Source organism: Amycolatopsis thailandensis (genome assembly GCF_002234405.1).
In the GTDB taxonomy this organism is placed as follows: Bacteria; Actinomycetota; Actinomycetes; order Mycobacteriales; family Pseudonocardiaceae; genus Amycolatopsis; species Amycolatopsis thailandensis.
The window spans coordinates 1-24,078 of the sequence record NZ_NMQT01000166.1; the positions used below are offsets into that span (position 1 = coordinate 1).

Genomic DNA, 24,078 nt, shown 5'->3' on the forward strand with positions numbered 1-24,078 from the left:
GAGAATCCTTACGGGGACGACGTGCGGCGAAAAAGGCTTGCTGAGCCTCGGAAACCCTCATGGGAACCTTGTACCGCATGGCACCGACAGTCTTACACTGGGTTATATTCCGTTTCATGCATAATAGTGATTATGCATGAAACGGAGTAATGGGTCCGGAAACCCCTCGCGGGGGATCTCGGTCCATTTGCCACTCCTGGTGTGTCATGAGGGGTCCCCGTGGGACAAAAAACGTCTCATGGGGACCCCTCATGACACACCCAGCGTGGAACCGAGAACCTGAGGCTGGACGGGCCGGCGGCGACCAGGTGGCCCGGCGCTTGCCGGAGCTGGCGCGTCTACTCGGCCTCGCGAGCCAATAGATGATCACCCTCAATACGTCACAGTGACGTATTGAGGGTGGGTTTCCGGTCATCCTTTTTGTGTTCCCGGGGGCGCCCCTGGCCGTTTCGGGCAAGTTGCCAGGAGCCGAGTTCAGAGAGGACTGAAGGGAGTCATGCCCGCGTCCGACGCGACGAAGGGACCTTTCCCCGCGTGACATGCAACGAAAGGCCCCTTCGAACCAAGCCAGAGACCCCTCTCGACCCTCGTTATCCAGGTCAGCCAAAGTGCCGATAATGTACATTATGTCAAGTAACCGAGATATCAGCGCTCCCCGCCGACCCCCGTGGTTCGATGCCCTGGTGATTCCGACCGAGGCAGACCTTGCAGACGCATTGACCACGGCAGCTCGCGCCGCTGTCACGGACCTGTTCCGCGACAACCCCAGCCACACCTTCTACTACGTCACGCTGACCACGCCTGGCGAGGCGTTCGGTCCGGCACTGTCGGCGTGGTCGCACGAGGCGCTGGCACAGCGAACTGACGCCGACGAGGTCCGCTACTCCTACGCTGACTCCCCGTTTTCGATCCTGGGCGAGCAACACCTGAAGCCGGTCCGCGACCTGTTCGCCACCCGGCCGGAGGTGTTCGACCTCGTCGACGACGAGGCTGACGCGGAGTTCGATCTTCGGCTGCGTGCGATGGAGACGGCTCTGCGCAGGTTGGCGGATGAAGGACTGTTCGGAGTCGGCGAGGCTCGCGCGGGCGTGCTGATCCTGGTCGAGGTCGTTCCTGATGACGAGGAGAACATCGCCCGGGCTCGTCGGCTCAACCCCGCCGGACCGGCACTGGAGGCTTGGTTGGCCTCCTAGGCAGGACGATCAGAGGCCAGCACCGCCGCGAGGCCTTCCTGTAGGTCCTTCACAAAGTACTCGGGAACCTCCAACGACGGGAAGTGTCCCCCGCGCTCAGGCGAACGCCAGCGGACGATCCTCCGGTATCGCTCCTGTGACCAGGCGCGCGGATACTTCTCGATGTCGCGTGGATAGATCGTGATCGCCGACGGGACGTCGACCCGGAGTTCGGGGTCCAGCGAGTTGTGGCTTTCGTAGTAGATGCGCGCGGACGATGCGCCCGTCCTCGTCAGCCAGTACAGGGTGACGTCGTCGAGGATCCGGTCCCTGGAAATCGTCTCGAACGGGCTGTCTTCGGTATCTGTCCACTCGTAGAACTTGTCGAGGATCCACGCCAGGAGCCCGACCGGTGAGTCGACCAGTGAGTAACCGATGGTCTGCGGGCGGGTCGCCTGCTGTTTCGCGTACGCCGCGCGGTGGTGCCAGAAATCGTGGGTTTCCTCGGTCCACTTGCGCTCGGCCGCCGTCAGTCCGTCCGTCGTCAACCCGGGCGGCCCCTCCGCGAACGTCGTGTGGATGCCGAGGACGTGTTCTGGGAACCTGCCGGCGAGAACCGTGGTGATGTTGCCTCCCCAGTCTCCCCCGTGGGCCGCGAACTTGCCGTAGCCGAGCCTTCCCATCAGTTCCACCCACGCCGCCGCGATCTTCTCGGTCCCCCAGCCTGTGGTGGCAGGCTTGTCGCTATAGCCGAAGCCCGGCAGGGACGGGATCACGACGTGGAACGCCGGCGCGGTCGCGTCTTTCGGATCTGTCAGTTCGTCCACCACGTCGACGAACTCGGCGATGCTGCCCGGCCAGCCGTGCGTCAGGATCAGCGGAGTGGCGTCCGCGCGCGTGGATCGGCGGTGCAGGAAGTGGATTCCCAGACCGTCGATGGTCGTGCGGAACTGGCCGAAGTGATCGAGGCGCTTCTCGAACGTCCGCCAGTCGTACTCAGTGCGCCAGTAGTTCACGACTTCGACGAGGTCGTCGAGGGGTACGCCCTGGTCCCATCGGCGCGGGTCGGGTGCGGCGCGATAGACCGTCTCGGCCTCCGGGAGTCGTGCCGCGGCCAGTCGTGCGCGCAGATCGTCGAGGTCGGCGTCGGTCGCGTGGGCTTCGAATGCGTGTACTTCGCTGGTTGAGTCGGACATGGGAACCTCCTGACCATGATGGAACCGGCTAAGACGGTTCTAACATTTCGTGAAGTAGGTGCGCAACCGGCTAAGGTGGTTCCCATGTCTGCTGGGTTCCCTGACTTTCGCCTCGGTAGCGTGCTGGCGACCAGCTTCACCGCGACGCTGACGGAGCGTCGTGGCGAAGCTTTGGAGCGCATTCCCACACCGCAGCGGCTCGTCGATTGGCTGGCGGTGAGCGGTCTCGCCGTGGACTCCTGCACCGGTGCTCAGCTCGAACTGGCTCGGGAGCTGAGGGAATCGATTCACGCCGCCGCGACCGCGGCCGCGATTCACGCTGCTCCCCCGGCGTCCGCTGTCCGGATCATCAATGACCGCAGCATCCAGGGGCGGGCCGCGGCTGTCCTGACGCCTGAGGGCACTCGTGAGTGGCGACTGAGTTCGCCGGACTGCGTGGAGGATGCCCTCGGCGTGATCGCCGCCGACGCGATCGGCGTCATTTCCGGCGAGCGGGACGGAAAATTGGCCTTGTGCGCGTCACCGACCTGCCAGGCCGCGTTCTTCGACACGAGTCAAAGCCGCACGCGCAAATGGTGCGACATGGGTACCTGCGGGAATCGGCAGAAGAAGGCGCGCTTCAACGCCAATCAGCGCAAGGATCCTGGTTGAGCGGGCGACCGTTACCCGCTCGCCTCTCCCCTGTCGGCGACGGCGACGCGGACGTTCATCGGGCAATGGTCGAGAGCATGCCGGCGGAGCTCGCGGATGACACGTTGGACATCTTGAGTTCGCCGAGTCCGGCGGAGTTGCGGGTGAGTCCGGCCGTGGAGCGGGTGCTCGGGCGTCCGCCGCGGTCGTTCGCCGAGTGGGCCGCGAGGAACGTCGCCGCTTTCCGCTGAGGGGCCGCGCTATGGTCTTGACTGGAAATCGAACCTGGGGGTCACCGAAATGTCCGAGAGCACCGCTGTGCGTGTCGATCCGTCCAACGAGCGGATGTTGAAGGCGTGGAATGGTGCTGAAGGCACACTGTGGGCCAAGCGTGCGCAGCGGTTCGACGACGGTGTCGCCGCGTACCGCGACACCTTCTTCTCCGCGGCCGGCGTCCAGGCGACGGATCGTGTCCTCGATGTCGGCTGTGGAGCCGGTCAGACGACGCGGGACGCGGCACGGCTCGCTGTCGAGGGTTCCGCGCTGGGTGTCGACCTGTCCGGTGAGATGCTCGGCCTCGCCCGGCGCCTCGCTGAAGAGGAGCGTGTTCCCAACGTTTCGTTCGAGCAGGTGGACGCTCAGGTCCAGGCGTTTACCGACGCCGGGTTCGACGTGGTGATCAGCAGGCATGGATCGATGTTCTTCGGTACTCCCCTGGCCGCGTTCGTCAATCTGGCCCGGGCGACGCGGCCAGGGGGCCGTCTTGTGCTGCTGACGTGGCAGCCGTTTCGGCTCAACGAATGGATCACGACGTTCCGGACGATCTTCGCGGCGGGCCGTGAGGTGCCGTCGGTGAATCTCGCGCTCAGTGATCCGGCGGAAACCGAGGGGCTGCTGACGTCCGCCGGATACACCGACGTCCGGTGCACGGCGGTGAACAAGCCGATGTACTTCGGTCAGGACGTCGACGACGCTGCCGGGTTCGTCATCGAGCAGCATGGCGGGCGGCTGAGCGACCTCGACGAAGCCACCCGTGACAAGGCCATCGCGACGTTGCGTGCCGATCTCGCCGAGCACCAGACCGGCCGAGGCGTTTTCTACGGCTCGGCGGCCTGGCTCGTCGAGGCCCGGCGTCCTTGACCTACGGCTTGCGGGCGATCAGGTAGGCCTGCGGGGTGTTCTCGAATTCCCCGGACGGCTCACGGACGAGCTTGGACAGCACGCTGAACCCCGCCTCCCCCAGTTGCCCGGCGATCTTCTCCGGCGAGAGCCGGTACGCGTCGCAGGTGATGTCGTGCCCGTACGCGTGCTCGATGTGGCGCACTTCGTCGCCGACCTGGAACGCCACCATGAGGTGGCCGCCCGGGGCGAGGATCCGGTGGAAGTCGGCGAAGATCTCCGGCAGTCGTTCCCGTGGGGTGTGGATGATCGAGTACCAGGCGACGACGCCGGCCAGCGCACCGTCCTGAATGGACAAACCGGGCATCTCCCCGATTTCGAAGTCCAGGTGCGGGTACCACTCACGGGCGACGGCGAGCATCCCCGGCGAGAGGTCGACGCCGCGGACGTCGAGCCCGAGGCCGTGGAGGTAGTCGGTGATGCGGCCGGTGCCGCAGCCGATTTCGGCGACGCGGCCGCCGCCGGCGGCCTGGACTAGTTCGGCGTACGCGCCGAGCATGGCCCTGTCCCAGGTGGATCCGGCGAGGTGGTCGCGGAGGAGTTCGGCGTAGTCGGCCGCGACGGTGTCGTAAGCGGTGCGGGTGGTGTCGAGGTAGTCGGTCACGGCGGGCACCCTAGTGGCGGGCTCCGACAACAATCGTCGCGTACAGCTCGTCGTCGGTGATCACTTCGGGCTTCAAACCGTTGTGCGCCATGGCTTCCGCGGTGTTCGCGGCCTGGCTTTCACCGGTCTCGACGAGCAGGTGCCCGCCGGGGGCGAGCCACTGTGGAGCTTCGGCGGCGACACGGCGGTGGACCTCGACGCCGTCGTGGCCGCCGTCGAGGGCGACGCGGGGTTCGTGGTCGCGTGCTTCGGGCGGCATCATCGCGATGGCGTCGGTGGGGACGTAGGGGGCGTTGACGACGAGGAGATCGACGGTGCCTCGCAGTGACGCGGGAAGAGGTGTGTAGAGGTCGCCTTCGAAGACCTCTCCCCCGGCTTCGGCGACGTTGATCCGGGCGCAGCGGACGGCGGCGGGTTCGATGTCGGCCGCGTAGAGCCGGATTCCGGGGAGTTCGGTGGCGAGGGCGGCGCCGAGTGCGCCGGTGCCGCAGCAGAGGTCGAGGACGACCGCTCCCGGTCCGGCGAGGGTGAGGGCGTGTCGAACGAGGAGTTCGGAGCGTTGGCGTGGCACGAAGACGCCGGGTTCGACGGTGATGCGGAGGCCGTGGAATTCGGCCCAGCCGAGGATGACTTCGAGCGGTTCGCCGTCGACGCGGCGCTGGACCAGGGTGTCGAGCTCGGCGGGTGTGCGGGCTTCGGCGCCGAGCAGCCGGGCTTCGTCTTCGGCGAAGACGCATCCGGCCGCCCGGAGTCTGTCGACGACGCTCACTTGTCTCGCAGCCTGGTGAGGATTCCGTCGAGGGCCTGGCGGACGGTGTCGGGGACGCCGTTGGTGCGCAGTTCGGTGAGGAAGTGCTCGTTGAGCCCGCCGGGCGTCATGTGCTTGCCGGTGAGGGTTTCGAGGGAGCCGCTCTGCTCGAGCAGGGATTGGCCGAGCTGCCCGAAGATGTGGCTGGTGAACGCGGTCGCGGTGGTGTCCTCGATGCCCTGGTCGGTCATCCAGGCCGCGATGGTGCCGAGATAGTCGAGGTGGGCGGCGAAGGTGGCGGTGGCGCCGCTGAAGATGTCGAGGTCCTTCTCCGCGGCGGGGACGACGCTTCCGCCGATGCTGTCGAACAGGGCTCGGGCTTCGGGGTTGTCGGGGTACATGGCGGTGAGGCTCTGGCGGCGGGCGGCCGGGGGCAGCGGGATGCTTCGGACGACTTCGCGTGCCGGGGCGGCCCATTCGCGAAGCTGGTCGAGGGGGACGCCGGCGAGGGCGCTGATCAGGACGTGGTCTGGTCGGAAGGTGAGGTCCCGGAGGACTTCTTCGGCGAGCGGTGTGCGGACGGCGAGCACGATGGTGGTGGCGCTGTCGACGACGGCCTGGTTGCTGTCGCGGACTTCGACGTTGGCGAAGCGGGCCGAGAGTTCTTGGCCGACGCTGCGGCTGCGGGGCGAGAGGAAGATCGAGGGCGGGTCGGCGATGTCCTTGCTGAGGCCTTCGACGATGGCGGCGGTGATCTCACCGGCGCCGACGAATCCGTATTCCATGGTGGCTCCTAGGCTCCGGTGTGGCCGTCGACGCGTTCGCGGATGAGGTCGGCGTGACCGTTGTGGCGGGCGTATTCGCCGATCATGTGGATGTAGAGCATGCGCAGGGAGAACGGGGCGTCACCGAGGTCGAAGGTGTCGTCGAGGGACCCTCCGGCGGCGGCTTCGTCGGCGAGGCGAATCTCTTCGAGCAGGACGTCGTAGGCCTTTTCGGCCTGCTCGGCGTCGAGGACTTCGAAGTCGTGGTCCTTGCCGAGGGCGGGGTCGTAGAGGGGGCCGATGTCCTGTCCGGCGTAGCGCAGGCGGAACCAGAAGCGTTCGACCTTGGCCAGGTGCCGGACGAGGCCGAGGAGGGTGAGGTTCGAGGGCGGGACCGACGCCTGGGCGAGCTGTTCTCCGGTGAGGCCGGCGAGTTTGTGGAGGAAGGTGTTGCGGTGCCAGTTCAGCAGGGAGGGAAGCAGAACGCGTTCGTCGGCGGCGGTGTCGCCGGACGGACGGGTCACCTCGGGGGCGGTCCATGTCATAGCGGCGATCATGCCATCGGGTGAGCTGGGCCTGTGTCGAACGGGGCGTGAGCGGGGTCACGTACGGCTGCGGGGCGTGGGCTGAATCCTTTCGTGGGGGTGCCTGCTCTTGTAAGGGCCGGGACAAGCCCGGTGCGAAAGGAGGTAGTCGTGGAGTCCGAGTGGCCGAGGGAGTCTTTGGTCGCGGCCGCACAGGGTGGGGACGCGGCCGCCATCGCCGCCTTGGTCTCGGGTTCACATCCGCATGTGCAGCGGTTCGCGCGTTCGTTGTGTGCCTCGCCGGAGGACGCGGAGGATTCGGCGCAGGAGGCGCTGATCATCCTGTACCGCAAGATCGGCACTTTGCGGGCGACCGGGGCGCTCGCGTCGTGGATGTTCCGGATCGTGCGCAACGAGTGCCTGGGCCGGGCTCGGCGGGCGGTGCGCGGTGACGATCTGGCCGATTTCGGCGCGGTGGTCTCGGCGGAGGACGACGCCTTGGAGCGGCTGGAGGCGCGACGGGTGGCCGCGGCGATCGCCGAGCTGCCCGCTGACCAGCGTCGCGTCTTGATCATGCGTGACATCCAGGGCTATCCGGGCCGGACGGTCGCGGACGCGCTCGGCCTGAGCACGGCGGCGATGAAGTCCCGGCTGCACCGGGCGCGGGCGACCGTCCGCCAGTCGCTGCTTCCGTAATTTCCCCCTTCCCCCTGTTTCTTGAGGAGTCGTCATGCTCGAAATCGGATCCACTGCCCTCGACCTCGCTTTGGAGGACACCTCCGGTGAGGTGGTCCGGCTTTCGGATTACCGCGGCACCGAACACGTGCTGCTCTACTTCATGCGCTCGACCACGTGCCCTGTCTGCACCGGTCACGTCAAGGACCTCGCGAGGCGGTCCGAGGAGCTGGCCGCCGCGGGCGTGCGCGTTCTGATCGCCGTTCCCGAGGGACGTGCCGAAGCCGCGGCGTGGCGGGCGAAGCGCGGGTTGTCGCTTCGGGTGGTCACCGGGCGGAACGGCACTCCGCACGAGGCATTCGGGCTGGCGAAGAAGATGTTGCAGCAGTCGGGCAGCGTGCTGATCGACCGCGACGGGGTCGTCCGGCACGCGCATGCCTCGACCATGCCCACCGGCGCGTACGACAAGAAGGGGATCGCCAAGGCCGTGGCGGCCCTCTAGTTTCCGACGAGGGCGGCGGCCAGCAGGGCGAAGGCGGCGATGATGACGGCGACGCGGAGGTAGTGGAACCGGTCCCAGCGGTTCATCTGTTCCTTCCAGTCCTCGGGCCGGTTCTCGGGGGTCCACTTCTTGCCCCGGTTGTTGATCGGGACGAGCAGCAGGATCGACATGAGCACGCTCACGATCAGGAGCACCGCCGCGACGACGACGAGCGCGGCGCCTGGGCGATCCCAGCCGGCGATGGCCCAGGCCGCGCTCAGGACGAGTGAGCCGATGTACCAGAACGGCATCACGGCGCCGAGCATCCGGCCCCCGTGGGCACGGCCGAGCTGGCCGCTGTCCTCGGGGAGTCCGTTGAAGATCGGGTTCATGACGAAGGCGACGGAGAACTCCACCCCCACCATCACGCCGACGACCACGATGGTGGAGACCGTGAGTGCGTTGAGCATGCTGACCTTCCCGAAAACCTAGTGTTGCTAGCTGATGAGGCAACGCTAGTACTACTACCGCTCGATTGTCTAGCAATGCTAGGGTCGAGTTATGTCGGTACAGGAACGCAAACAGCGCGAACGGGCGGAACGAGAGCGTCTCATCGTGGCGACGGCCCGCGAACTCGCCGAGCAGCAGGGCTGGGACGCGGTCACCACACGCCGGCTCGCCGAGCGCATCGACTACAGCCAGCCCGTGCTCTACAGCCATTTCCGGGGCAAGCGCGAGATCATCGGCGCCGTCGCCCTCGAGGGTGCCGCCGAGATGGCCGCGGCGATCCGGGCCGAGACCGCCGCCGTGGACGGCCCTCGCGCCCGGGTCACCGCGCTCGCCCGCGGCTACCTCGACTTCGCCGTGCGCAACCCGGCGGTCTACGACGCGATGTTCCAGCTCGACGGCGGCCTGGCGTTCGCACAGGAGGACACCCCGGAGCCGCTGAAGGACGCCTTCGCGGCCCTGCTGGAAAGTCTCGGCGAGGTCGCCGGCGAGGGCGTCCACCCGGCAATGTTCACGGAGGTGTTCTGGGCGGCCCTGCACGGGCTGGCCACCCTGACCCGGGCGGGACGGCTTCCGCCGGAGTACGCCGAACAGAGGGTGAAGCTGCTGGTGGACCGGCTCGCCGTGATCTGACGCGTTGACTGAAGGTGTGAATCAGTGCTTCACTTCTTGAGTGCCGTACCGCCGAACACCGAAGGTCCAGGAGCGCCTCGACGCCCAGCGTGACGCCGTCCTCGCCGCCGCCATCGAGCAGCTGGCCGAGCGCGGGTACGCGGGTTGCTCGGTCTCGGCGGTCGCGGAGCGCGCCGGAGTGGCCGTCGGGAGCGTGTACCGCCACTTCCCCACCAAGGCCGCGCTGGTCGTGGAGTTGTTCCGGAAGGTCGTCACGCGCGAGGTCGAGGCGGTGCGCGCGGTGTCGGAGCTGCCCGGCGCACCGGCCGATCGGGTCGTGGCCGTCTTCGACACCTTCGCGAGCCGGGCACTGAAGACCCCGCGGATGGCGTACGCGCTGCTGGCCGAGCCCGTCGACGCGCCGATCGAAGCCGAGCGGCTGGTGTTCCGGCGCGCGTTCCGTGACGTCGTCGCCCAGCACGTGGCCGACGGTGTCCGGTCCGGGGTGTTCCCCGCCCAGGACGCCGAAGTCACCGCCGCGGCGCTCGTCGGCGCGGCGGCCGAGGTGCTGATCGGCCCGTTGACCACCGGCAGCGCGGACGAGGTGTCCGGGCTGCGCACTTTCGTCCTGCGTTCTTTGGGAGGTTCCGATGCCGGGCACTCATGAGGTCACCAACCAGGTGCCGCCGCTGGCGGACTACGACGTCGCCGCCGATCCGGCCCTGCTGGAAGGCCTGGAGCGGGCGGACGCCGGCTGGGCGGTGGCGGAACTGCACGCGCTCGGGAGGCTGGCCGGGAGTGAGCAGGCCCAGGAGTGGGGCAGGCTGGTCAACGAGAACGAGCCGGTGCTGCGGACACACGACCGGGTCGGGAACCGGATCGACGAGGTCGAGTTCCATCCGTACTGGCACGAGCTGATGGACGTCGCGGTGTCCTACGGGCTGCACGCGACACCGTGGCGGGATTCCCGGCCCGGCGCGCACGCCGCGCGAGCGGCGAAGATGTACGTCTGGGGCCAGGTCGACGCGGGACACACCTGCCCGATTTCGATGACCTACGCCGCGGTTCCGGCGTTGCGGTTCAATCCGGAGCTGTCCGAGCGGTACGAGCCGTTGCTGGCGGCGACGGAGTACGACTTCGGGCTGCGCGAGCCGAGCTCCAAGCGCGGGCTGATCGCCGGGATGTCGATGACGGAGAAGCAGGGCGGCTCCGACGTCCGCGCGAACACGACCACGGCGCGGTCCCTCGGGGACGGCAGCTACGTGATCGTCGGGCACAAGTGGTTCACCTCGGCGCCGATGTCGGACATGTTCCTCACCCTGGCCCAGGCACCCGGCGGGCTGTCGTGCTTCCTGCTCCCCCGCGTCCTGCCGGACGGCTCCCGCAACGGGATCCGGTTGCAACGGCTCAAGGACAAGCTCGGCAACCGGTCCAACGCCTCGTCGGAGATCGAGTACGACGACGCGATCGGCTGGCTGATCGGCGAAGAAGGCCGCGGGGTGCGCACCATCATCGAGATGGTCAACAACACGCGGCTGGACTGCGCGGTCGGGAGCGCGTCGGGGATGCGGTACGGCGCCGTGCGGGCCGTCCACCACGCACGCCACCGTCGCGCGTTCGGCGCGGACCTGGTGGACCAGCCGCTGATGGGCAACGTGCTGGCGGACCTCGTCGTGGAGTCCGAGGCGGCGACGACGGTCGGGATGCGGCTGGCGGCGGCCACCGACCGGCCGGGTGACGAGCAGGAACAGGCCTTCCGGCGGCTGGGGCTGGCGGTGACGAAGTACTGGGTGTGCAAGCGCGGCCCGTCGCACGCGGTCGAGGCGCTGGAGTGTCTGGGCGGCAACGGGTACGTCGAGGAGTCGGGGATGCCGCGGCTCTATCGCGAGGCACCGCTCATGTCGATCTGGGAGGGCTCGGGCAACGTCGCGGCGCTGGACGCGCTGCGGGCGATGGCCAAGCAGCCGGAGTCGGTGGCGGCGTACTTCGCGGAGGTCGAGCAGGCGGCCGGCGCCGACACCCGGCTGGACGACGCGACGGGGCGGCTGCGCAAGGAGCTGTCCGACCTGTCCGACATCGAGTACCGGGCGCGGCGGCTGGTCGAATCGATGGCGCTGGTGCTCCAGGGTTCACTGCTGGTGCGGCACGGGACGCCGTCGGTGGCCGACGCGTTCTGCGCGTCGCGGCTCGGTGGCGACTGGGGCGTCGCGTTCGGCACGCTTCCGTCCGGTGTGGACACTCGGGGCATCATCGCCCGGGCCGAAGTCTGAGCGGGACGCCTTTCCACGCTCAGTGCGCACCCGACCACGTGGTGCGCCGGTCCGGCCGATTACCCCGGCCGGACCGGCGCACAGCACTGCGAACAGCCGCAGGATTGCGGAATTCGGGTGCATCCAAGGGCACGCGGGTGGGCTACGTTCCTCGGTCATGGTCGATCGCCGAAGATGCCTGGTCCTGATTCCCCTGGCGCTGCTCGCCTCCGGTTGCGCGAGAACCGAGCCGACACCGCTGTTCGCGGCGGCGAGCGTGAGACCGTCCACGGAGAGCGTTCCGATGATGGACGCGGCGGCCCCGTCCGGCACCCCGTTCACCGCGGCGGACGGCCGGGATCTGAAGGCCTGCGCCGACGGGGAGTGCGAGATCCTGGTGCGGACCGGTGACCAGATCCCCAACGACGGCGGAGCGGGGCCGCTCTCGGTCACGGTCCAAGCCGGAAGAGTGGGACTGGCGCCCGCTTCCGGCGGAATGGGTGAGGCGGTCTCCGGTCCGCCGGGGATGATCCACCGGATCAACCGCCAGACGATCGTCGTCGTCGCCGTGCAAGGCGGCGAAGGCATCATCCGGCTCAGCAAGAAATAGCGCTCAGTTCAGACCGGCGATGAACTCGCCGAGCAGCCGGTTCGCCGTGTCCGAAGTGAACAGGCGCTCGAAGTTCGCGCGTGCCACCCGATGACGGAACTCCCCACGATGGCCCGGGTCCCCGGCGTCGTGGATGGTGTCGGTGAACCACGTCGCGAAAGCCTGGTAGTTCCACACGTCGCGCAGGCGGGTCTCGGAGTAGGCGTCGAGCAGGCTCGGGTCGTCGTCCCGGTAGTAACGGACCAGAGCGTCGGCGAAGACGTCGGTGTCGTACAGGGCGAGGTTCATACCTTTCGCGCTCGCCGGCGGGACGATGTGCGCGGCGTCGCCGAGCAGGTGGAGCTTGCCGTGACTCATCGGGCTGAGCACCTCGCCCCGCAGCGGCATCGGTTGCTTCTCGACGATCGGCCCTCTCGTGGGCAGCCGTTCGCCGAAACGTGTTTCGAGTTCGCTCCAGACGCGCTCGTCCGGCCAATCCTCGGCGGTGTCGTCGAGCGGGCACTGGAGGTAGAACCGGCTCGCCGTGGGCCCCCGCCCGAACTGAGCCGCGAAACCGCGCCGGTGGATCGCCAGCAACGTCGGGCGGACCGCGGGCACCTCGGCGAGGACGACCAGCCACGCGTAGCCGTACTCGTGGGAGTGGCGGGTGATCCGGTCCTCCGGGATGGCGGCGCGGGTCGCGCCGTGGCTGCCGTCGCATCCGGCGATGAAATCCCCTTCGATGATCGACCCGTCACCGAGCCGGACGCGAGGACGGTCTATGTCCTCCACGGTCACTTCGGTGTCGAACCGCAGATCGCCTCCGTCGTGCTCGAACACGGTGATGAGGTTCCGGACGAGGACCTGCTGGGGGCAGAACCGGCCCTCGAGGTGTTCTCCGGCGGGGAGTTCCAGCCACCGGTCCTGACCGTCGACACGGAAGCCGAGGCCGGCTTGGACGGGAGCTCCGCCGACGACCCGGTCTTCGAGGCCCCGTTTGCGGAAGACTCGGGTGGCACGGGTGTCGATGACTCCGGCACGCTGCCGTCGCTCGACGTACTCGCGGCTGCGCCGTTCGAGGACGACACAGTCGATTCCCTCACGCAGCAGGAAGTTGCCGAGCGCCAGTCCGGACACCCCGGCTCCCACGATCACGACAGGCTTGGTCTCTTTCGATGTGGCCATGCCTTCGAGTTTCGCCCAGGTCGCGGCGTCCTAGTACCGGTATCCTGACGCATTATGCTCGAATTCCGCCAGAGCCTGCCGCCAGGTGACACGGGCCGGGGATCGCTGGCCCACGGGCAGACGGTCGGCCCGCATTCCCATGTCCGGGGTCAGCTGCTCTACCCGTCCACGGGCGCGCTCGCGACCACCACCGCGCGGGGGACCTGGGTCGCGCCGGCGAACCGGATCACCTGGACGCCGCCGGGATTCGAGCACTCCCATCGGGCGTACGGCGAGACCGATGTCCGGCGCATCGACTTGCCCGTCCGGCTGTGCCGCTTCCTTCCCGCCTTGCCGTCGGTCTTCGCCGTCACACCACTGCTGCGCGAAGTGCTCCTGGCGCTCAGCGACGGACGTGCTCGCGAGCCGGGGCCCCGCCGCAGGCTCCGCGGCCTGATCATCGACGAACTCACCGACGCCGAACCGCAGGAGATCTACCTGCCCGAACCCGCCGACGACAGGCTGCGAACGGTCACCGCGCTGCTGCACGCCGACCCGTCCAACTCCGCGACCCTGCGCGAACTCGGGCGGACCGCCGGCGCCAGCGAGCGTGTGCTCACCAGGCTTTTCCAGGACGAACTCGGCGTGAGCTTCCGGCAGTGGCGGAGCATGCTCCGCGTCCAGCACGCCCTCGTCCTGCTCGGCGACGGTCACGCGGTGACCACCGTGTCGTCCCGGCTGGGCTGGGCGAACCCCACCAGCTTCATCGAGGCCTTCGTCGCCGTCGTCGGGGAAACCCCCGGCCGCTACCAGGCCGGACTACGGCGATCACAGCGCTGTACCTACTAGTATGTACGGCATGCATGCGATGCAGTACGAGATCACCCTCCCCGCCGACTACGACATGGGCATCATCCGCGAACGCGTCGCCACGCGCGGACATCTGCTCGACGACTTCGGTGGCCTGGGGCTGAAGGTGTACGGGATCCGTGAACGCGGCGTCGACGGCTCGACGCTGAACCAGTACTCGCCCTTCTACCTGTGGCACGACGAGGCCGGGATGAACGCCTTCCTGTTCGGCGGCCCGTTCAGCGGCATCGTCGACTCGTTCGGGCGTCCCGCCGTGCAGCACTGGACCGTGCTGGGGTTCGAGGAGGGGCCGGCGTTCGGCGCTCCCCCTGTCACGGCGGGAAAACACGTCGTCTCGATCCCCGCCGAGACCGACCCGGTCGCCTTCCTGGGCGAGGCTCTCGACGGGCTTCGCGAACACCTGCGCCACGACGGCGCGCACTCGGGCGCCCTCGCCGTCGACCCGCGAACCTGGCAAGTCGTGCGCTACAGCCTGTGGTCCGGTGACGCCCCGGAATCGGACGAGGTGCGCTATCGGATCCTCCACCTGTCCTCGCCACAGCTGGACCAGCTGCGGCGAGGACGGCAGTGGGATCAGCCCAGCAGCGCGGCGAACAGCGCGCCCGGGTCGGCTTCGGGCGGACCGGCGGGCCACTGATCCCGATACGGGTACCAGAGCCCGTCCTTGCCCAGCCGCACCTGCACGCCCGTCCCGCGCACGGTGCACCGGTTGCGCTCGACGTCCACCCCCTCGCCGGGATCGTCCACCACCTCGGCGAAGGCGGCCCGCGCCCGGCCCATCGCCTGCGACGGCGGTGTCCACGCGGTCTCCAGGACCTCGAGACCGGCCCGGCCACCGTGCCGCCAGGCGAGTACCGCCCGGTCGAAGTCCTCACCATTCCCGTCTGGGCGCAGGCGATCGGCCGTCTCCGAACGGGTGGCGGCGAGGCGGACCGCGTCCTGCTTGCGGGTGAGCTTCGGCTGCGAGTCCAGCAGCGCGGTGGCCGTCTGACTCGCGTTGGCGACCAGCAGCGCGAAGGTCTCCGCCGGGATTCCGGGCGCTTCCGGCACTGTCGGTCCGCCGGCGGGAGCGAACACGGCGAGGTCCGGCAGTGGGCCCGGCTCGTCGGCGTAGGCCCGCTCGGCCGTGATGCCGTCGTCCCCGGTGCGCACGAACCGGGGCGCGTTCCGCCGCTGCAACTCGTCGAGCAGTTCCCGTTCCCCCTTGCCGCGCATCAGCAGCAGCACGAAGGGATCGGCGTCGAGCAGCCACGAGGCCTGGAACGACAGCGCCGCCGCGTGACGGCACGGCAGCTCCCAGCCCGGGCAGTCGCAGTCCGGGTCGAGGTCACCGATGCCGGGCAGCAGATGCACCCCGGCGTCGTCGGCGGCCTCGACGAGGTCGTGCGGCATGTCCCGGTCCAGCAGCGCGGCGAGATGCCCGGCCCGGGAAGCGACCCTGTCGAGGAAACGGTCCCAGTCTTCCCCGGTCAGTTCCGCGAGGCGGACCTCGGTGCGGTACTGGCCTTCCTCGTCGTCGACCACGGCGGCGATCCGCCCTGGGCTTACCGTGATCGGGCCGACCCGGCCCGCCGCGGCGTACTTGCGACCCTGTTTGAGCTGCCGCAGGTCCAGCGCGGTGTCCTCCATCGCGTTGATCCACGCCCGGCCCCACCACGAGCGGGCGAACTGGCCGTGCCCGCCCTGCCGCCCGAAGGCGGGGAAGCCGCGAACGCGATCGTCGGGGGTGCTCATCGGCGGCTCCTCAACTCGACCAGATCGGCCAGCTCCTCATCGGTCAATTCGGTCAGCGCGGCCTCGCCGCCGGCGAGCACCGCGTCGGCGAGCGCGCGTTTCTCTCGCAGCATCGCCGCGATCCTGTCCTCGACCGTCCCTTCGGCGATGAGCCGGTGCACCTGCACCGGCCTGGTCTGCCCGATCCGGTACGCCCGGTCGGTCGCCTGATCCTCCACCGCGGGGTTCCACCAGCGGTCGTAGTGCACGACGTGATCGGCGCGGGTCAGGTTGAGGCCGGTCCCCGCCGCCTTGAGCGACAACAGGAACACCGGCACCTCACCGGCCTGGAACCGGCGCACGAGATCCTCGCGCTTGGGCACCGGCGTGCCACCGTGCAGCAACTGCGTGCCGATCCCGCGCTGCGCGAGATGCCGCTCCAGCAGCCGCGCCATGGCGACGTACTGGGTGAACACCAGCACCGCTCCGTCCTCGGCGAGGATGGTGCCCAGCAGTTCGTCGAGCAGTTCGAGCTTGCCCGACCGGCCGTCCAGCACCGCTTCGGACGGTTCCTTGAGGTACTGCGCCGGGTGGTTGCAGATCTGTTTGAGCCCGGTGAGCAGCTTGACGATCCGGCCCCGCCGCGCGATGCCCTCGCTGCCCGCGATCTCGGCCATCAGCTCCCGCACCGTCGCCTCGTACAGGGCCGCCTGCTCCGCGGTGAGCGTCACCGGCCTGTCGGTCTCGGTCTTGGCGGGCAGCTCCGGCGCGATCCCCGGATCGGATTTGCGACGACGCAACAGGAACGGGCGGACCAGCCGGGACAAACGCTCCGCCGCTTCGGGGTCCTTTCCGGACTCGACCGGTTTCGCCCACACCCGGCGGAAGTCGGCCATCGTGCCGAGCAGCCCCGGTGTCGTCCAGTCCAGGATCGCCCACAGCTCGGCGAGATTGTTCTCCACTGGGGTGCCCGTCAACGCCACCCGCGCCGAGGACGTCAGCGTTCGCAACGCCTTCGCCGTGCCGGAGCGGTGATTCTTGACGTGCTGGGCTTCGTCGGCGACCAGAAGTCCCCAGTGGATGTTCCCCAGCGGTTCCGGGTCGACGCGCAGGGTGCCGTAGGTCGTGAGCACGAAGCCGTCGCCGAGTTCGTCGAGGGAGCGCTCGGTGCCGTGGAACCGCCGCACCGGGACACCGGGGGCGAACCGGGTGATCTCGCGTTCCCAGTTGCCCAGCAGCGACGCCGGGCAGACGACCAGGGTCGGGCCGTCCGCGCGATGCAGATGGAGCGAGATCAGCGTGATCGTCTTGCCGAGACCCATGTCGTCGGCGAGACAGCCACCGAGCCCGATCGACGTCATCGCCGTCAGCCATTGCAGGCCCCGCAGCTGGTAGTCGCGCAGCGTCGCGGCCAGACCTCGGGGCGGAGCCTGCGGTTCCGGCGGTGCGAGCAGCCGTTCCCGTAGCGCCGCGAGCCAGCCGTCGGTGAGGACGTCGACGCGTTCGCCGTCGACCTCCGCCGTCCCGCTCAAGGCGGCACCGAGCGCGTCGATCGGGGTCAGCGGCTTCAAGGCCCGGTCCCGCGCCTTCGCCGCCAGCGCCGGGTCGACGAGTACCCACTGATCCCGCAGCCGCACGACAGGACGGTGGGCCTCGGCCAGCTCGTCCATCTCGGCCGCGGTGAGGGGAGCGCCGCCGAGCGCCAGTTGCCAGTCGAACTGCAGCAGCGAACCGCCGGCGAAGAAGGACGGGAGGTCGGCCGGTGGCGCGGCGCCCCCGCCGACGACGGCCTTGGCGCTCAGGTCGCGGGCGAGATCGACGGGCCAGTGCACCTCGATACCCGCCGTGGCCAGCAAGGGCGCGGCGGTGGTGAGCAGTTCGGTGATGTCGGTGTCGCCGAGCGCCACTTCGTCGGGGACCGCGGCGCCGAGCAGAGGTTCCAGCGGCGGCCACAACTGTGCAGCGCGGCGCAGGGCCAGCATGACGTCGATCCGGGCCCTCGGGCCGAACCGGTCGTCACCCGACCAGAGCGCCGCCGCGTCGATCAGGACACCGGGGTCGGCGAGGCTGTGCACCTGGACGACCCCGCTGAAGCGGCCGATCGTGAAGTCGTCCCCGGGCGCCTCGATCCGCACCGAGACCCGGACCCCGGAGTCCAGCCCGGCCGCGACCTCGGCCGCCCAGTCCCGCAGCTGCGGGACACGGTGCGCGGGCGGAGCGGCGAAGGCCTTGACCCCCGCCGCCTGCGCGGCCGCGGGTGTGCGAGGCAAGGTGTCGGCCACGGCGTCGAGAAACGCGCGCAGCAGCGGATACCGCGCGGGGAGCAGATTTCCTTCACCGGGGATTGCCCGTGCCCGCGGCGGCATCGCCTCGGAGAGCTCACGCAGCCAAGCCGCGTCGGCGGGCTCCAGAGGGCCAGCGCGCCAGGCGTCCACATCGGACTCCGTGACACCGGGAAGCAACCGCCCCGCCTCGGCGAGCTTCAACGCCGCCGCGGCGGCCAAGCCCCAGAAGCGCGCGGAATCGTCGTCACTGTCACGAAGCCGCAGTAGCGCGGGGAGCGCCTCGGCCATCGGGAGCCGTGCGCAGGGCACCGTGGTGATCTCGGGGAGGGCGACTGTCACCTCCCCGGTCCCCGGGGTGTTCCCCTCGGCGTTCCAGAAGGCGAACCCGCTGGTCCGCGGGGGATTTTTCGGTTCGAACACGACACTGCCGAAACCGTCGTGAGACGTCACTCAGCCCCAATCTCTGTACGGTGTACAGTTCAGGGTAACACAACTCTGTACAGTGTAGAGAGAAAGTGATGACGGACGCGGACCACACCGGAACGGGCGATCCACGGCGGACCATCGAACTGCTCTGGGGCGTGCGGGAGAAACCCCGCCGCGGCCCCAAACCTAAGCTGACCGTCGACGAAATCATCACCGCCGCGATCGAAATCGCCGACACCGAGGGCATCAGCGCGCTGTCGGTGCGCCGGGGCGCCGAGAAGCTCGGCGTCTCCCCCATGACGATCTACACCTACATCCCCAGCCGCGCCGAACTGCTCGACCTGATGATGGACCGCGTGCACGGCGAGCTGACCGACCCCCCGGAGAGCCACGACTGGCGGGTCACGATGACGATCCTCGCCGAGGACGCCTGGGAGATGTACCACCGGCATCCGTGGCTGCTCCAGCTCACCACCGGCCGTCTCCCCCTCGGCCCGCACACCTTCGCCAAGCACGAACGCGAACTGGCCGCCGTCGACGCGATCGGGCTCACCGACCTGGAGATGGACGCCGTGGTGGCGATGGTCAACGGATTCGTCCAGGGCATCGCGCGCGGCTCGGTCGAGTCGGCGAGCCTCGTGCGGCGATCCGGGCTGACCGACATGGAGTGGTGGACGGCCAGTGCGCCGGTGCTCGCGGAGATCCCGGAGGCCGACGCGGGCCTGTTCCCACTGGCGGCGCGGATCGGGCAGGCGGCGGGGGAAGCGCACGGCGCGGCGAGCGCGCCGCTGCACACCTTCCGGTTCGGCCTGGCGCGGATCCTGGACGGAGTCGAGCAACTGGTCAACGGGGACTCGGACGCCTCCGGTGCCGAACTGCCCTCGTGAGGTGGTCGTGGGTATTTTCGGGTCGTTCTATTGGGCCGAAAGGTGGCGTGCTGGACCGCTCGCGCGTTTGCCGGGTGTCCCGAAAGTGGCTTTCGCGACGCTGGGTCCTGCCGGAGCGCGTCAGGTCCCTGGGGGTCTGAGTGGCGATCCGGATTGGAGCGGACCGGTGTTTGTTTCACCCGCTGGGTGGAGTGCGTGACAGGGGAGGATTCCGGACATTGAACGTCCGGATTCTTCCCCACTCGGCGGCCGGGTCACCTAGTGACGATGTAAAAATTGGGACGTTGAACGTCCCAATTCCTACATCGCCGGCTCCCCGGCGAACGCTTCGGCACCGCCTACCTCACATGTGCCGTACCAATCGCCAGGGCAGACCGGCCTGACACGACTGACTTACCCGTCGATCACGACCCACCCAGCCGACCCCTGACTCACCAGGTAGCCGGAGGCCCCTCGACGACCACTGCTTCGTCGGTGGCGGGAGGACGGGCGAGTCCGGCCAGCTGCCGGACGACCTCGTCGTACCGCGCCTGATCAGCCACCGCTCGCGCCCGGGCGCGCTCCAGTTCTTCACCCAGCGCCGTCACCCGCGCTTCGGCCAGGCTGCGGGCGGTGTGCTCCTTCGCGAGATCGGCTCGGACGGCGGCACAGTCCTTTTCGGACACCGTCACCCGTGCCTTCGCTTCACCGAGCCGTTCCAGCGAGGCTTCGAGTTCGGCCGCCGCACGTGCTAGCGCGGTGTCGCGCTCACTCAGATCCGCTGTCAGCCTGGCGTTTTCTTCCCGGAGTGCCGCGAAATCCTCGCGCAGCGTCCGAAGTTCGGCGGTCAGGGTGTCGCGGGCGCGTTCGGCCGCCACGGTCGCGGCTTCCGCGGCGCCTCGGGCACGTTCGTGGGCGGCGATCTCGTTCCACGCCCGCTGGCGGGTCTCTTCCGCGTCCTTCAAGGCTTGTTCGGCGGTGCGTTCCGCTTTCGCCTTGGCCAGCTTGTCGTCTCGTGACGCGGCCAGCGCGGCCGCGCGCGCCGTGTCGGCCTTCGCGGCCGCCTGCTGGGCGTCTTCGGCTTCACGCCTCGCGGTGGCCGCCTCGGACTCGGCTTCGGTGACCCGGCCCAGCGCGGCGTCGTCGGCGGCGTCGAACCGCGAGTGCATGGCACCCAGCAGATCCACGAGCGACGTCGCGGTCGGGGTGAACTCGTCAGCGATCCGGCGGACCTCGAGCAGCGGGTCCGCCACGCTCGCCACCGCGGCCGCGCGCCGGGCCCGCGACGCGGCGTCGGCATGCGTCTTGCCGCAGTAGGCCGAAGGCCGTCCGCCCTTGCGTTTGCCCTCGGCGTCCACCGCGGGCGGGGGCAGGGGATTCTCACAGCCTTCCAGCGCACACAGCCGTACCTCGTCGGTGTCCGTATCAATCACGATTGCAGGGTAGCGCCGGGAGAACCGCCGATAGGGTCGACCTTGTGCGTGTCATGTTCACCTTCGCCGGCGGCAACGGTCACTTCCGGCCGCTCGTTCCCCTCGCCCGTGCCCTCACCGACGCGGGTCACACGATCGCGTTCACCGGCGAGCCGATGATGGTCCCGATCGTCGAAGCGGCCGGGTTCACCGCGTTCCCGTCGGGTCCGAACCTGGGCAGTGACGGCACGCGCCGGCCGCTGCTCCCCGTCGACCGGGACCGGGAGGACGCCGACTTTCGCGATGGTTTCGTCCGCCGCACCGCACCTCTGCGCGCGGACGACGTCCTGGCGCTCTGCGAACACTGGGCACCGGACCTCCTCGTCAACGACGAGGCGGATCACGGCCCGATGATCGCCGCCGAAAAGCTCGGTCTCCCCCACGTCACCGTCCTGGTCATGGCCGCCGGAGCTCTCGTCCGCCCCGACCTCGTGGACGAGGCGCTCAACGAGGTCCGCGCCGCCCACGGCCTCGTCCCGCAACGGAACCTCGACCTGGCGTACCGCCATCTCGTGCTTTCCCCGTTCCCTGAAGGCTTCCGCGATCCCCGGTTCCCGCTACCGCCGACCGCGCAGTTCTTCCACACCCCCGTCCCCGGTCGCCGAGCGGCACCGGAGTGGTACGTCGAGGGCCGCCCGACGGTCTACTTCACCCTCGGCACGATCTTCAACACCGAATCCGGCGACCTGTTCGCCCGGGTGCTGGCCGGGCTGCGGGACGTCGACGCGACCTGCGTGGTGACCGTCGGGAACCTCGTCGACCCCGCGGAGTTCGGCTGGCAGCCAGAGCACATCCACCTCGCCAAGTACCTGCCGCAGGACGACGTCCTCCCGTACTGCGACGCGGTCGTCACCCACGGCGGTTCGGGCAGCCTGCTGGGCGCGATCGCACACGGATTGCCGATGGTGGTGCTGCCGATGGGCGCCGACCAGCCCCACAACGGCGACCGCGTCACCGAACTCGGGCTCGGCACGGTCCTCGACGTCATCGACGCGACACCGGAGGACGTCCGTGAGGCCGTGTCGATGGTGCTGCGGGAATCGTCCTACCGGGAAGCCGCGGCGCGGCTACGGGACCAGGTCACCGCGTACCCGTCGCCGGAGAAGATCGTTCCGCTGCTGGAAGGGCTGCCGCTCCGGTGACCACCGACCTGGGCACCGCGATCACCCGGGCGTTCCGTGAGGAGTCGGGTCAGGTGATCGCCACCCTGATCCGCGTCACCGGCGATTGGGACCTGGCCGAGGAATGCGTCCAGGAGGCGTTCGCGCTCGCGCTGCGCACCTGGCCCCGCGACGGTGTCCCGGCGAAACCCGGCGCTTGGCTGACCACGGCCGCGCGCAACCGCGCCATCGACAGGATCCGCCGAGAGGCGGTCGGCGCGGAGAAACTGCGGGAAGCCGCGGAGCTGACCGCCGCCGAACCGGAGTGGGACGAGAGCGGCGTCCACGACGATCGGCTCCGGCTGATCTTCACCTGCTGTCATCCCGCGCTGCCGTTGGAGGGCCAGGTCGCGCTCGCGCTGCGAACTCTGGCCGGGCTCACCACCGCCGAAATCGCCCGCGCCTTCCTCGTTTCCGAGACGACGATGTCGCAGCGCCTGGTCAGGGTGAAACGGAAGATCCGCACCGCCGGTATCCCGTACCGGGTCCCGCCGTCGGATCTGCTCCCCGAACGCACGGCCGCGGTACTGGGGATGCTGTATCTGCTGTTCAACGAGGGATACTCGGCCAGCGCGGGCACCGATCTGCTGCGGCCCGACCTGTCCGCCGAGGCCATCAGGCTCGCCCGGATCCTCGCCGGACTGATGCCCGGCGAACCGGAGGTCCTCGGCCTCTTGGCACTGCTTCTCCTGCACGACGCCCGCCGGGCCACGCGGATCGACGACGAGGGCACGCTCGTGTCGCTCGAAGACCAGGACCGCGACGGCTGGAACACCACCGAGATCGCCGAAGGCACCGAGTTGCTGGAGACCGCGCTCCGCTACGGAGTCCCGGGGCAGTACCAGATCCAGGCTGCCATCGCCGCCTGTCACGCGACGGCGGCCCGCGCTTCCGACACCGACTGGGCCCAGATCGCCGCCCTCTACGGCGAGCTGCTGCGGTTCGTGCCCTCGCCCGTCGTCGAGTTGAACCGGGCGGTCGCCGTCGCGATGGCCGAAGGCCCCGAGGCTGGGCTCGACCTGGCCGACCGGCTCACCGCGGACGGCACCCTCCCCGGCTACCACCTGTTGCCCGCGACCCGTGCGGACCTGCTCCGGCGTCTCGACCGTTTCGACGAGGCCGCCGACGCCTACCGCGAGGCGCTCGCGCTGGCCGGTACCGACGCCGAACGCGCCTACCTGTCGCGGAAACTCGCCGAATTCTCCTGACACCGGGTGTCTGTTCGCGGGGACGCCGTTCGTCGATGGGCGACAGGAACCGAAAACGAAAGGGTCAGCTCATGGCCACGCTCGACGTCCCCGGCGCCCGGCTCCACCACACCGTCACCGGCAGCGGCCCGGCGCTGCTGTGTATTCCAGGCGGGGCTTCGGATTCCGGCGTGTTCGCCCCGCTCACAGGGCTGCTTGGGGAGCACTGCACGGTGATCACCTACGACCCGCGCGGGATCTCCCGTAGCGTCCTCGACGATCCTGATGAAAAGCAACGGATCGAGGTCCACGCCGACGACGCGCTGCGCCTGCTCGACAGCGTGAGCGACGAACCCGCGATCGTCTTCGCGTCCAGCGCCGGGTGCATGCAGGCCTTCGACCTCGTCACCCGCCACCCCGGGCGGGTGTGTGCGCTCATCGCGCACGAGCCGCCGCTGACGGATCTGCTGGACGGACAGCCCGGCATCGATCCGGACGAGCTTCTGCACATTTACCGGGATCGCGGCATCGAGGCGGCGATCGGGAAGTTCATGGCCGGAGCCGGGTTCGCGGGCGGCGGTGTCTCACCGGAGATGCGCAAGAACTTCGAGTTCTTCATCGTCCACCTGATGAGGGCGATCGCGGACTTCACGCCGGACTACGAGACGCTGCGGGCGTCCGGGACCCGGATCGTCGTCGGTGTCGGGGAGGACTCGGCCGGGCAGCCCGCTCACGAAGCAGCGGTGCTCGCCGCCGGTCGTCTCGGAGTCGAACCGACCCGCTTCCCCGGTGACCACGTCGGGTTCGCCGCGGATGCCGTGTCTTTCGCTCCGCGGCTTCGGGCGGTTCTCGAGGCCTGACCGCCTCCGGATGTCATGAAAGGGTCGTTCAGGACGTTTTCTGTCCTGAACGACCCTTTCATGACACACCTGGAGTGGGCGTGGATCAGGCGCGGACGTGCGCGATCAGCCCACCCACCAGGGCACCGAAGCCGCCGATCGCGGC

General features: G+C 69.2%; 26 protein-coding genes. 16 read left to right on the forward strand and 10 right to left on the reverse strand.

All coding sequences use genetic code 11. The features are described from left to right. Positions 1-716 precede the first annotated feature (716 nt). Complete coding sequence (locus CFP71_RS38395; RefSeq protein WP_244199990.1) at positions 717-1,193, forward strand: DUF4303 domain-containing protein; 477 nt, start codon at positions 717-719, stop codon at positions 1,191-1,193. On the opposite strand, the gene CFP71_RS38400 is transcribed toward CFP71_RS38395, so the two are convergent. Beyond that, on the reverse strand, positions 1,190-2,368 hold the full coding sequence (locus CFP71_RS38400) for an epoxide hydrolase family protein (RefSeq protein WP_093938807.1): 1,179 nt from the start codon (positions 2,366-2,368) through the stop codon (positions 1,190-1,192). The two genes, CFP71_RS38395 and CFP71_RS38400, sit on opposite strands and share 4 nt — an antisense overlap. An 84-nt stretch (positions 2,369-2,452) precedes the next feature. Between CFP71_RS38400 and CFP71_RS38405 the strand changes: the two genes are divergently transcribed. From CFP71_RS38405 to CFP71_RS38415, 3 genes are all read left to right on the forward strand, one after another. Beyond that, positions 2,453-3,019 carry a CGNR zinc finger domain-containing protein gene (locus CFP71_RS38405; RefSeq protein ID WP_093938808.1) on the forward strand — a complete coding sequence of 189 codons (567 nt, stop codon included), beginning with the start codon at positions 2,453-2,455 and terminating at the stop codon, positions 3,017-3,019. A 77-nt stretch (positions 3,020-3,096) separates the two neighbouring features. Further along, positions 3,097-3,249 carry a hypothetical protein gene (locus CFP71_RS38410; protein WP_425266646.1) on the forward strand — a complete coding sequence of 51 codons (153 nt, stop codon included), beginning with the start codon at positions 3,097-3,099 and terminating at the stop codon, positions 3,247-3,249. A gap of 49 nt (positions 3,250-3,298) precedes the next feature. After that, positions 3,299-4,138 (forward strand): class I SAM-dependent methyltransferase, encoded by an 840-nt coding sequence (locus tag CFP71_RS38415; RefSeq protein ID WP_093938809.1) that lies wholly within the window; start codon positions 3,299-3,301, stop codon positions 4,136-4,138. Position 4,139: 1 nt separating this feature from the next. On the opposite strand, the gene CFP71_RS38420 is transcribed toward CFP71_RS38415, so the two are convergent. Genes CFP71_RS38420 through CFP71_RS38435 form a run of 4 tightly spaced genes read right to left on the reverse strand, consistent with a single transcriptional unit; the run spans position 4,140 to position 6,838 of the window. Continuing rightward, positions 4,140-4,781 (reverse strand): class I SAM-dependent DNA methyltransferase, encoded by a 642-nt coding sequence (locus CFP71_RS38420; RefSeq protein WP_093938829.1) that lies wholly within the window; start codon positions 4,779-4,781, stop codon positions 4,140-4,142. 10 nt (positions 4,782-4,791) lie between these two features. Continuing rightward, a complete protein-coding gene (locus CFP71_RS38425) occupies positions 4,792-5,550 on the reverse strand; it encodes a putative protein N(5)-glutamine methyltransferase (RefSeq protein WP_093938810.1) in 759 nt (252 codons plus the stop codon). Then, positions 5,547-6,314 (reverse strand): NAD(P)-binding domain-containing protein, encoded by a 768-nt coding sequence (locus CFP71_RS38430; protein WP_093938811.1) that lies wholly within the window; start codon positions 6,312-6,314, stop codon positions 5,547-5,549. The genes CFP71_RS38425 and CFP71_RS38430 overlap by 4 nt, the downstream gene beginning before the upstream one ends. An 8-nt stretch (positions 6,315-6,322) precedes the next feature. Next, entirely contained in the window at positions 6,323-6,838 is a 516-nt protein-coding gene (locus CFP71_RS38435) for a DinB family protein (RefSeq protein ID WP_244199991.1), read from the reverse strand. A gap of 150 nt (positions 6,839-6,988) precedes the next feature. Between CFP71_RS38435 and CFP71_RS38440 the strand changes: the two genes are divergently transcribed. Continuing rightward, positions 6,989-7,513: an RNA polymerase sigma factor gene (locus CFP71_RS38440; protein ID WP_093938813.1), complete on the forward strand. Its 525-nt coding sequence runs from the start codon at positions 6,989-6,991 to the stop codon at positions 7,511-7,513. Between the two features lie 34 nt (positions 7,514-7,547). Continuing rightward, the gene (locus CFP71_RS38445; protein ID WP_093938814.1) at positions 7,548-7,994 is read left to right on the forward strand and encodes a peroxiredoxin family protein; all 447 of its coding nucleotides are present in this window, start codon (positions 7,548-7,550) and stop codon (positions 7,992-7,994) included. Here the strand turns inward: CFP71_RS38445 and CFP71_RS38450 are convergent. Beyond that, positions 7,991-8,443: an anthrone oxygenase family protein gene (locus CFP71_RS38450; protein WP_093938815.1), complete on the reverse strand. Its 453-nt coding sequence runs from the start codon at positions 8,441-8,443 to the stop codon at positions 7,991-7,993. The two genes, CFP71_RS38445 and CFP71_RS38450, sit on opposite strands and share 4 nt — an antisense overlap. A 91-nt stretch (positions 8,444-8,534) precedes the next feature. Here CFP71_RS38450 and CFP71_RS38455 point away from each other — a divergent pair, with 91 nt between their 5' ends. The 4 genes from CFP71_RS38455 to CFP71_RS38470 all read left to right on the forward strand — a co-directional run bounded on the left by CFP71_RS38455 (position 8,535) and on the right by CFP71_RS38470 (position 11,951). Beyond that, positions 8,535-9,113: a TetR/AcrR family transcriptional regulator gene (locus CFP71_RS38455; RefSeq protein ID WP_093938816.1), complete on the forward strand. Its 579-nt coding sequence runs from the start codon at positions 8,535-8,537 to the stop codon at positions 9,111-9,113. Positions 9,114-9,153: 40 nt separating this feature from the next. Beyond that, on the forward strand, positions 9,154-9,759 hold the full coding sequence (locus CFP71_RS38460) for a TetR/AcrR family transcriptional regulator (protein ID WP_093938817.1): 606 nt from the start codon (positions 9,154-9,156) through the stop codon (positions 9,757-9,759). Further along, entirely contained in the window at positions 9,743-11,362 is a 1,620-nt protein-coding gene (locus tag CFP71_RS38465) for an acyl-CoA dehydrogenase family protein (RefSeq protein WP_093938818.1), read from the forward strand. The genes CFP71_RS38460 and CFP71_RS38465 overlap by 17 nt, the downstream gene beginning before the upstream one ends. A gap of 157 nt (positions 11,363-11,519) precedes the next feature. Next, entirely contained in the window at positions 11,520-11,951 is a 432-nt protein-coding gene (locus tag CFP71_RS38470; protein ID WP_093938819.1) for a hypothetical protein, read from the forward strand. A gap of 3 nt (positions 11,952-11,954) precedes the next feature. On the opposite strand, the gene CFP71_RS38475 is transcribed toward CFP71_RS38470, so the two are convergent. Then, a complete protein-coding gene (locus CFP71_RS38475; protein ID WP_093938820.1) occupies positions 11,955-13,115 on the reverse strand; it encodes a 4-hydroxybenzoate 3-monooxygenase in 1,161 nt (386 codons plus the stop codon). A gap of 54 nt (positions 13,116-13,169) precedes the next feature. On the opposite strand from CFP71_RS38475, the gene CFP71_RS38480 reads away from it, so the two are divergent. Together CFP71_RS38480 and CFP71_RS38485 are read left to right on the forward strand one after the other, a co-directional pair. Next, the gene (locus CFP71_RS38480; protein ID WP_093938821.1) at positions 13,170-13,943 is read left to right on the forward strand and encodes an AraC family transcriptional regulator; all 774 of its coding nucleotides are present in this window, start codon (positions 13,170-13,172) and stop codon (positions 13,941-13,943) included. 10 nt (positions 13,944-13,953) lie between these two features. Then, positions 13,954-14,601 carry a DUF4865 family protein gene (locus CFP71_RS38485; RefSeq protein WP_093938830.1) on the forward strand — a complete coding sequence of 216 codons (648 nt, stop codon included), beginning with the start codon at positions 13,954-13,956 and terminating at the stop codon, positions 14,599-14,601. On the opposite strand, the gene CFP71_RS38490 is transcribed toward CFP71_RS38485, so the two are convergent. Beyond that, positions 14,538-15,698: an SWIM zinc finger family protein gene (locus CFP71_RS38490; RefSeq protein ID WP_093938822.1), complete on the reverse strand. Its 1,161-nt coding sequence runs from the start codon at positions 15,696-15,698 to the stop codon at positions 14,538-14,540. The genes CFP71_RS38485 and CFP71_RS38490 overlap by 64 nt on opposite strands. Continuing rightward, the gene (locus tag CFP71_RS38495; RefSeq protein ID WP_093938823.1) at positions 15,695-18,412 is read right to left on the reverse strand and encodes a DEAD/DEAH box helicase; all 2,718 of its coding nucleotides are present in this window, start codon (positions 18,410-18,412) and stop codon (positions 15,695-15,697) included. The genes CFP71_RS38490 and CFP71_RS38495 overlap by 4 nt, the downstream gene beginning before the upstream one ends. Before the next feature lie 68 nt (positions 18,413-18,480). Here CFP71_RS38495 and CFP71_RS38500 point away from each other — a divergent pair, with 68 nt between their 5' ends. Continuing rightward, on the forward strand, positions 18,481-19,275 hold the full coding sequence (locus CFP71_RS38500; RefSeq protein ID WP_093938824.1) for a TetR/AcrR family transcriptional regulator: 795 nt from the start codon (positions 18,481-18,483) through the stop codon (positions 19,273-19,275). 431 nt (positions 19,276-19,706) lie between these two features. Here CFP71_RS38500 and CFP71_RS38505 read toward each other — a convergent pair whose 3' ends face one another. Then, entirely contained in the window at positions 19,707-20,687 is a 981-nt protein-coding gene (locus tag CFP71_RS38505; RefSeq protein ID WP_093938825.1) for a coiled-coil domain-containing protein, read from the reverse strand. Between the two features lie 53 nt (positions 20,688-20,740). Here CFP71_RS38505 and CFP71_RS38510 point away from each other — a divergent pair, with 53 nt between their 5' ends. From CFP71_RS38510 to CFP71_RS38520, 3 genes are all read left to right on the forward strand, one after another. Continuing rightward, positions 20,741-21,868 carry a glycosyltransferase gene (locus tag CFP71_RS38510; protein ID WP_244199992.1) on the forward strand — a complete coding sequence of 376 codons (1,128 nt, stop codon included), beginning with the start codon at positions 20,741-20,743 and terminating at the stop codon, positions 21,866-21,868. Then, positions 21,865-23,094 carry an RNA polymerase sigma factor gene (locus CFP71_RS38515; RefSeq protein WP_093938827.1) on the forward strand — a complete coding sequence of 410 codons (1,230 nt, stop codon included), beginning with the start codon at positions 21,865-21,867 and terminating at the stop codon, positions 23,092-23,094. Before CFP71_RS38510 ends, CFP71_RS38515 begins: the two co-directional genes overlap by 4 nt. Positions 23,095-23,165: 71 nt before the next feature. Further along, a complete protein-coding gene (locus CFP71_RS38520) occupies positions 23,166-23,933 on the forward strand; it encodes an alpha/beta fold hydrolase (protein ID WP_093938828.1) in 768 nt (255 codons plus the stop codon). Positions 23,934-24,078 lie beyond the last annotated feature (145 nt).

Coding starts and splice junctions, on each gene's coding strand:
- CFP71_RS38400 (WP_093938807.1), bottom strand. CDS start 2,368: ATGTCCGACTCAACCAGCGAAGTACACGCATTCGAAGCCCACGCGACC.
- CFP71_RS38405 (WP_093938808.1), top strand. CDS start 2,453: ATGTCTGCTGGGTTCCCTGACTTTCGCCTCGGTAGCGTGCTGGCGACC.
- CFP71_RS38410 (WP_425266646.1), top strand. CDS start 3,097: ATGCCGGCGGAGCTCGCGGATGACACGTTGGACATCTTGAGTTCGCCG.
- CFP71_RS38415 (WP_093938809.1), top strand. CDS start 3,299: ATGTCCGAGAGCACCGCTGTGCGTGTCGATCCGTCCAACGAGCGGATG.
- CFP71_RS38430 (WP_093938811.1), bottom strand. CDS start 6,314: ATGGAATACGGATTCGTCGGCGCCGGTGAGATCACCGCCGCCATCGTC.
- CFP71_RS38435 (WP_244199991.1), bottom strand. CDS start 6,838: ATGACATGGACCGCCCCCGAGGTGACCCGTCCGTCCGGCGACACCGCC.
- CFP71_RS38445 (WP_093938814.1), top strand. CDS start 7,548: ATGCTCGAAATCGGATCCACTGCCCTCGACCTCGCTTTGGAGGACACC.
- CFP71_RS38450 (WP_093938815.1), bottom strand. CDS start 8,443: ATGCTCAACGCACTCACGGTCTCCACCATCGTGGTCGTCGGCGTGATG.
- CFP71_RS38455 (WP_093938816.1), top strand. CDS start 8,535: ATGTCGGTACAGGAACGCAAACAGCGCGAACGGGCGGAACGAGAGCGT.
- CFP71_RS38465 (WP_093938818.1), top strand. CDS start 9,743: ATGCCGGGCACTCATGAGGTCACCAACCAGGTGCCGCCGCTGGCGGAC.
- CFP71_RS38470 (WP_093938819.1), top strand. CDS start 11,520: ATGGTCGATCGCCGAAGATGCCTGGTCCTGATTCCCCTGGCGCTGCTC.
- CFP71_RS38475 (WP_093938820.1), bottom strand. CDS start 13,115: ATGGCCACATCGAAAGAGACCAAGCCTGTCGTGATCGTGGGAGCCGGG.
- CFP71_RS38480 (WP_093938821.1), top strand. CDS start 13,170: ATGCTCGAATTCCGCCAGAGCCTGCCGCCAGGTGACACGGGCCGGGGA.
- CFP71_RS38485 (WP_093938830.1), top strand. CDS start 13,954: ATGCATGCGATGCAGTACGAGATCACCCTCCCCGCCGACTACGACATG.
- CFP71_RS38490 (WP_093938822.1), bottom strand. CDS start 15,698: ATGAGCACCCCCGACGATCGCGTTCGCGGCTTCCCCGCCTTCGGGCGG.
- CFP71_RS38500 (WP_093938824.1), top strand. CDS start 18,481: ATGACGGACGCGGACCACACCGGAACGGGCGATCCACGGCGGACCATC.
- CFP71_RS38510 (WP_244199992.1), top strand. CDS start 20,741: ATGTTCACCTTCGCCGGCGGCAACGGTCACTTCCGGCCGCTCGTTCCC.
- CFP71_RS38520 (WP_093938828.1), top strand. CDS start 23,166: ATGGCCACGCTCGACGTCCCCGGCGCCCGGCTCCACCACACCGTCACC.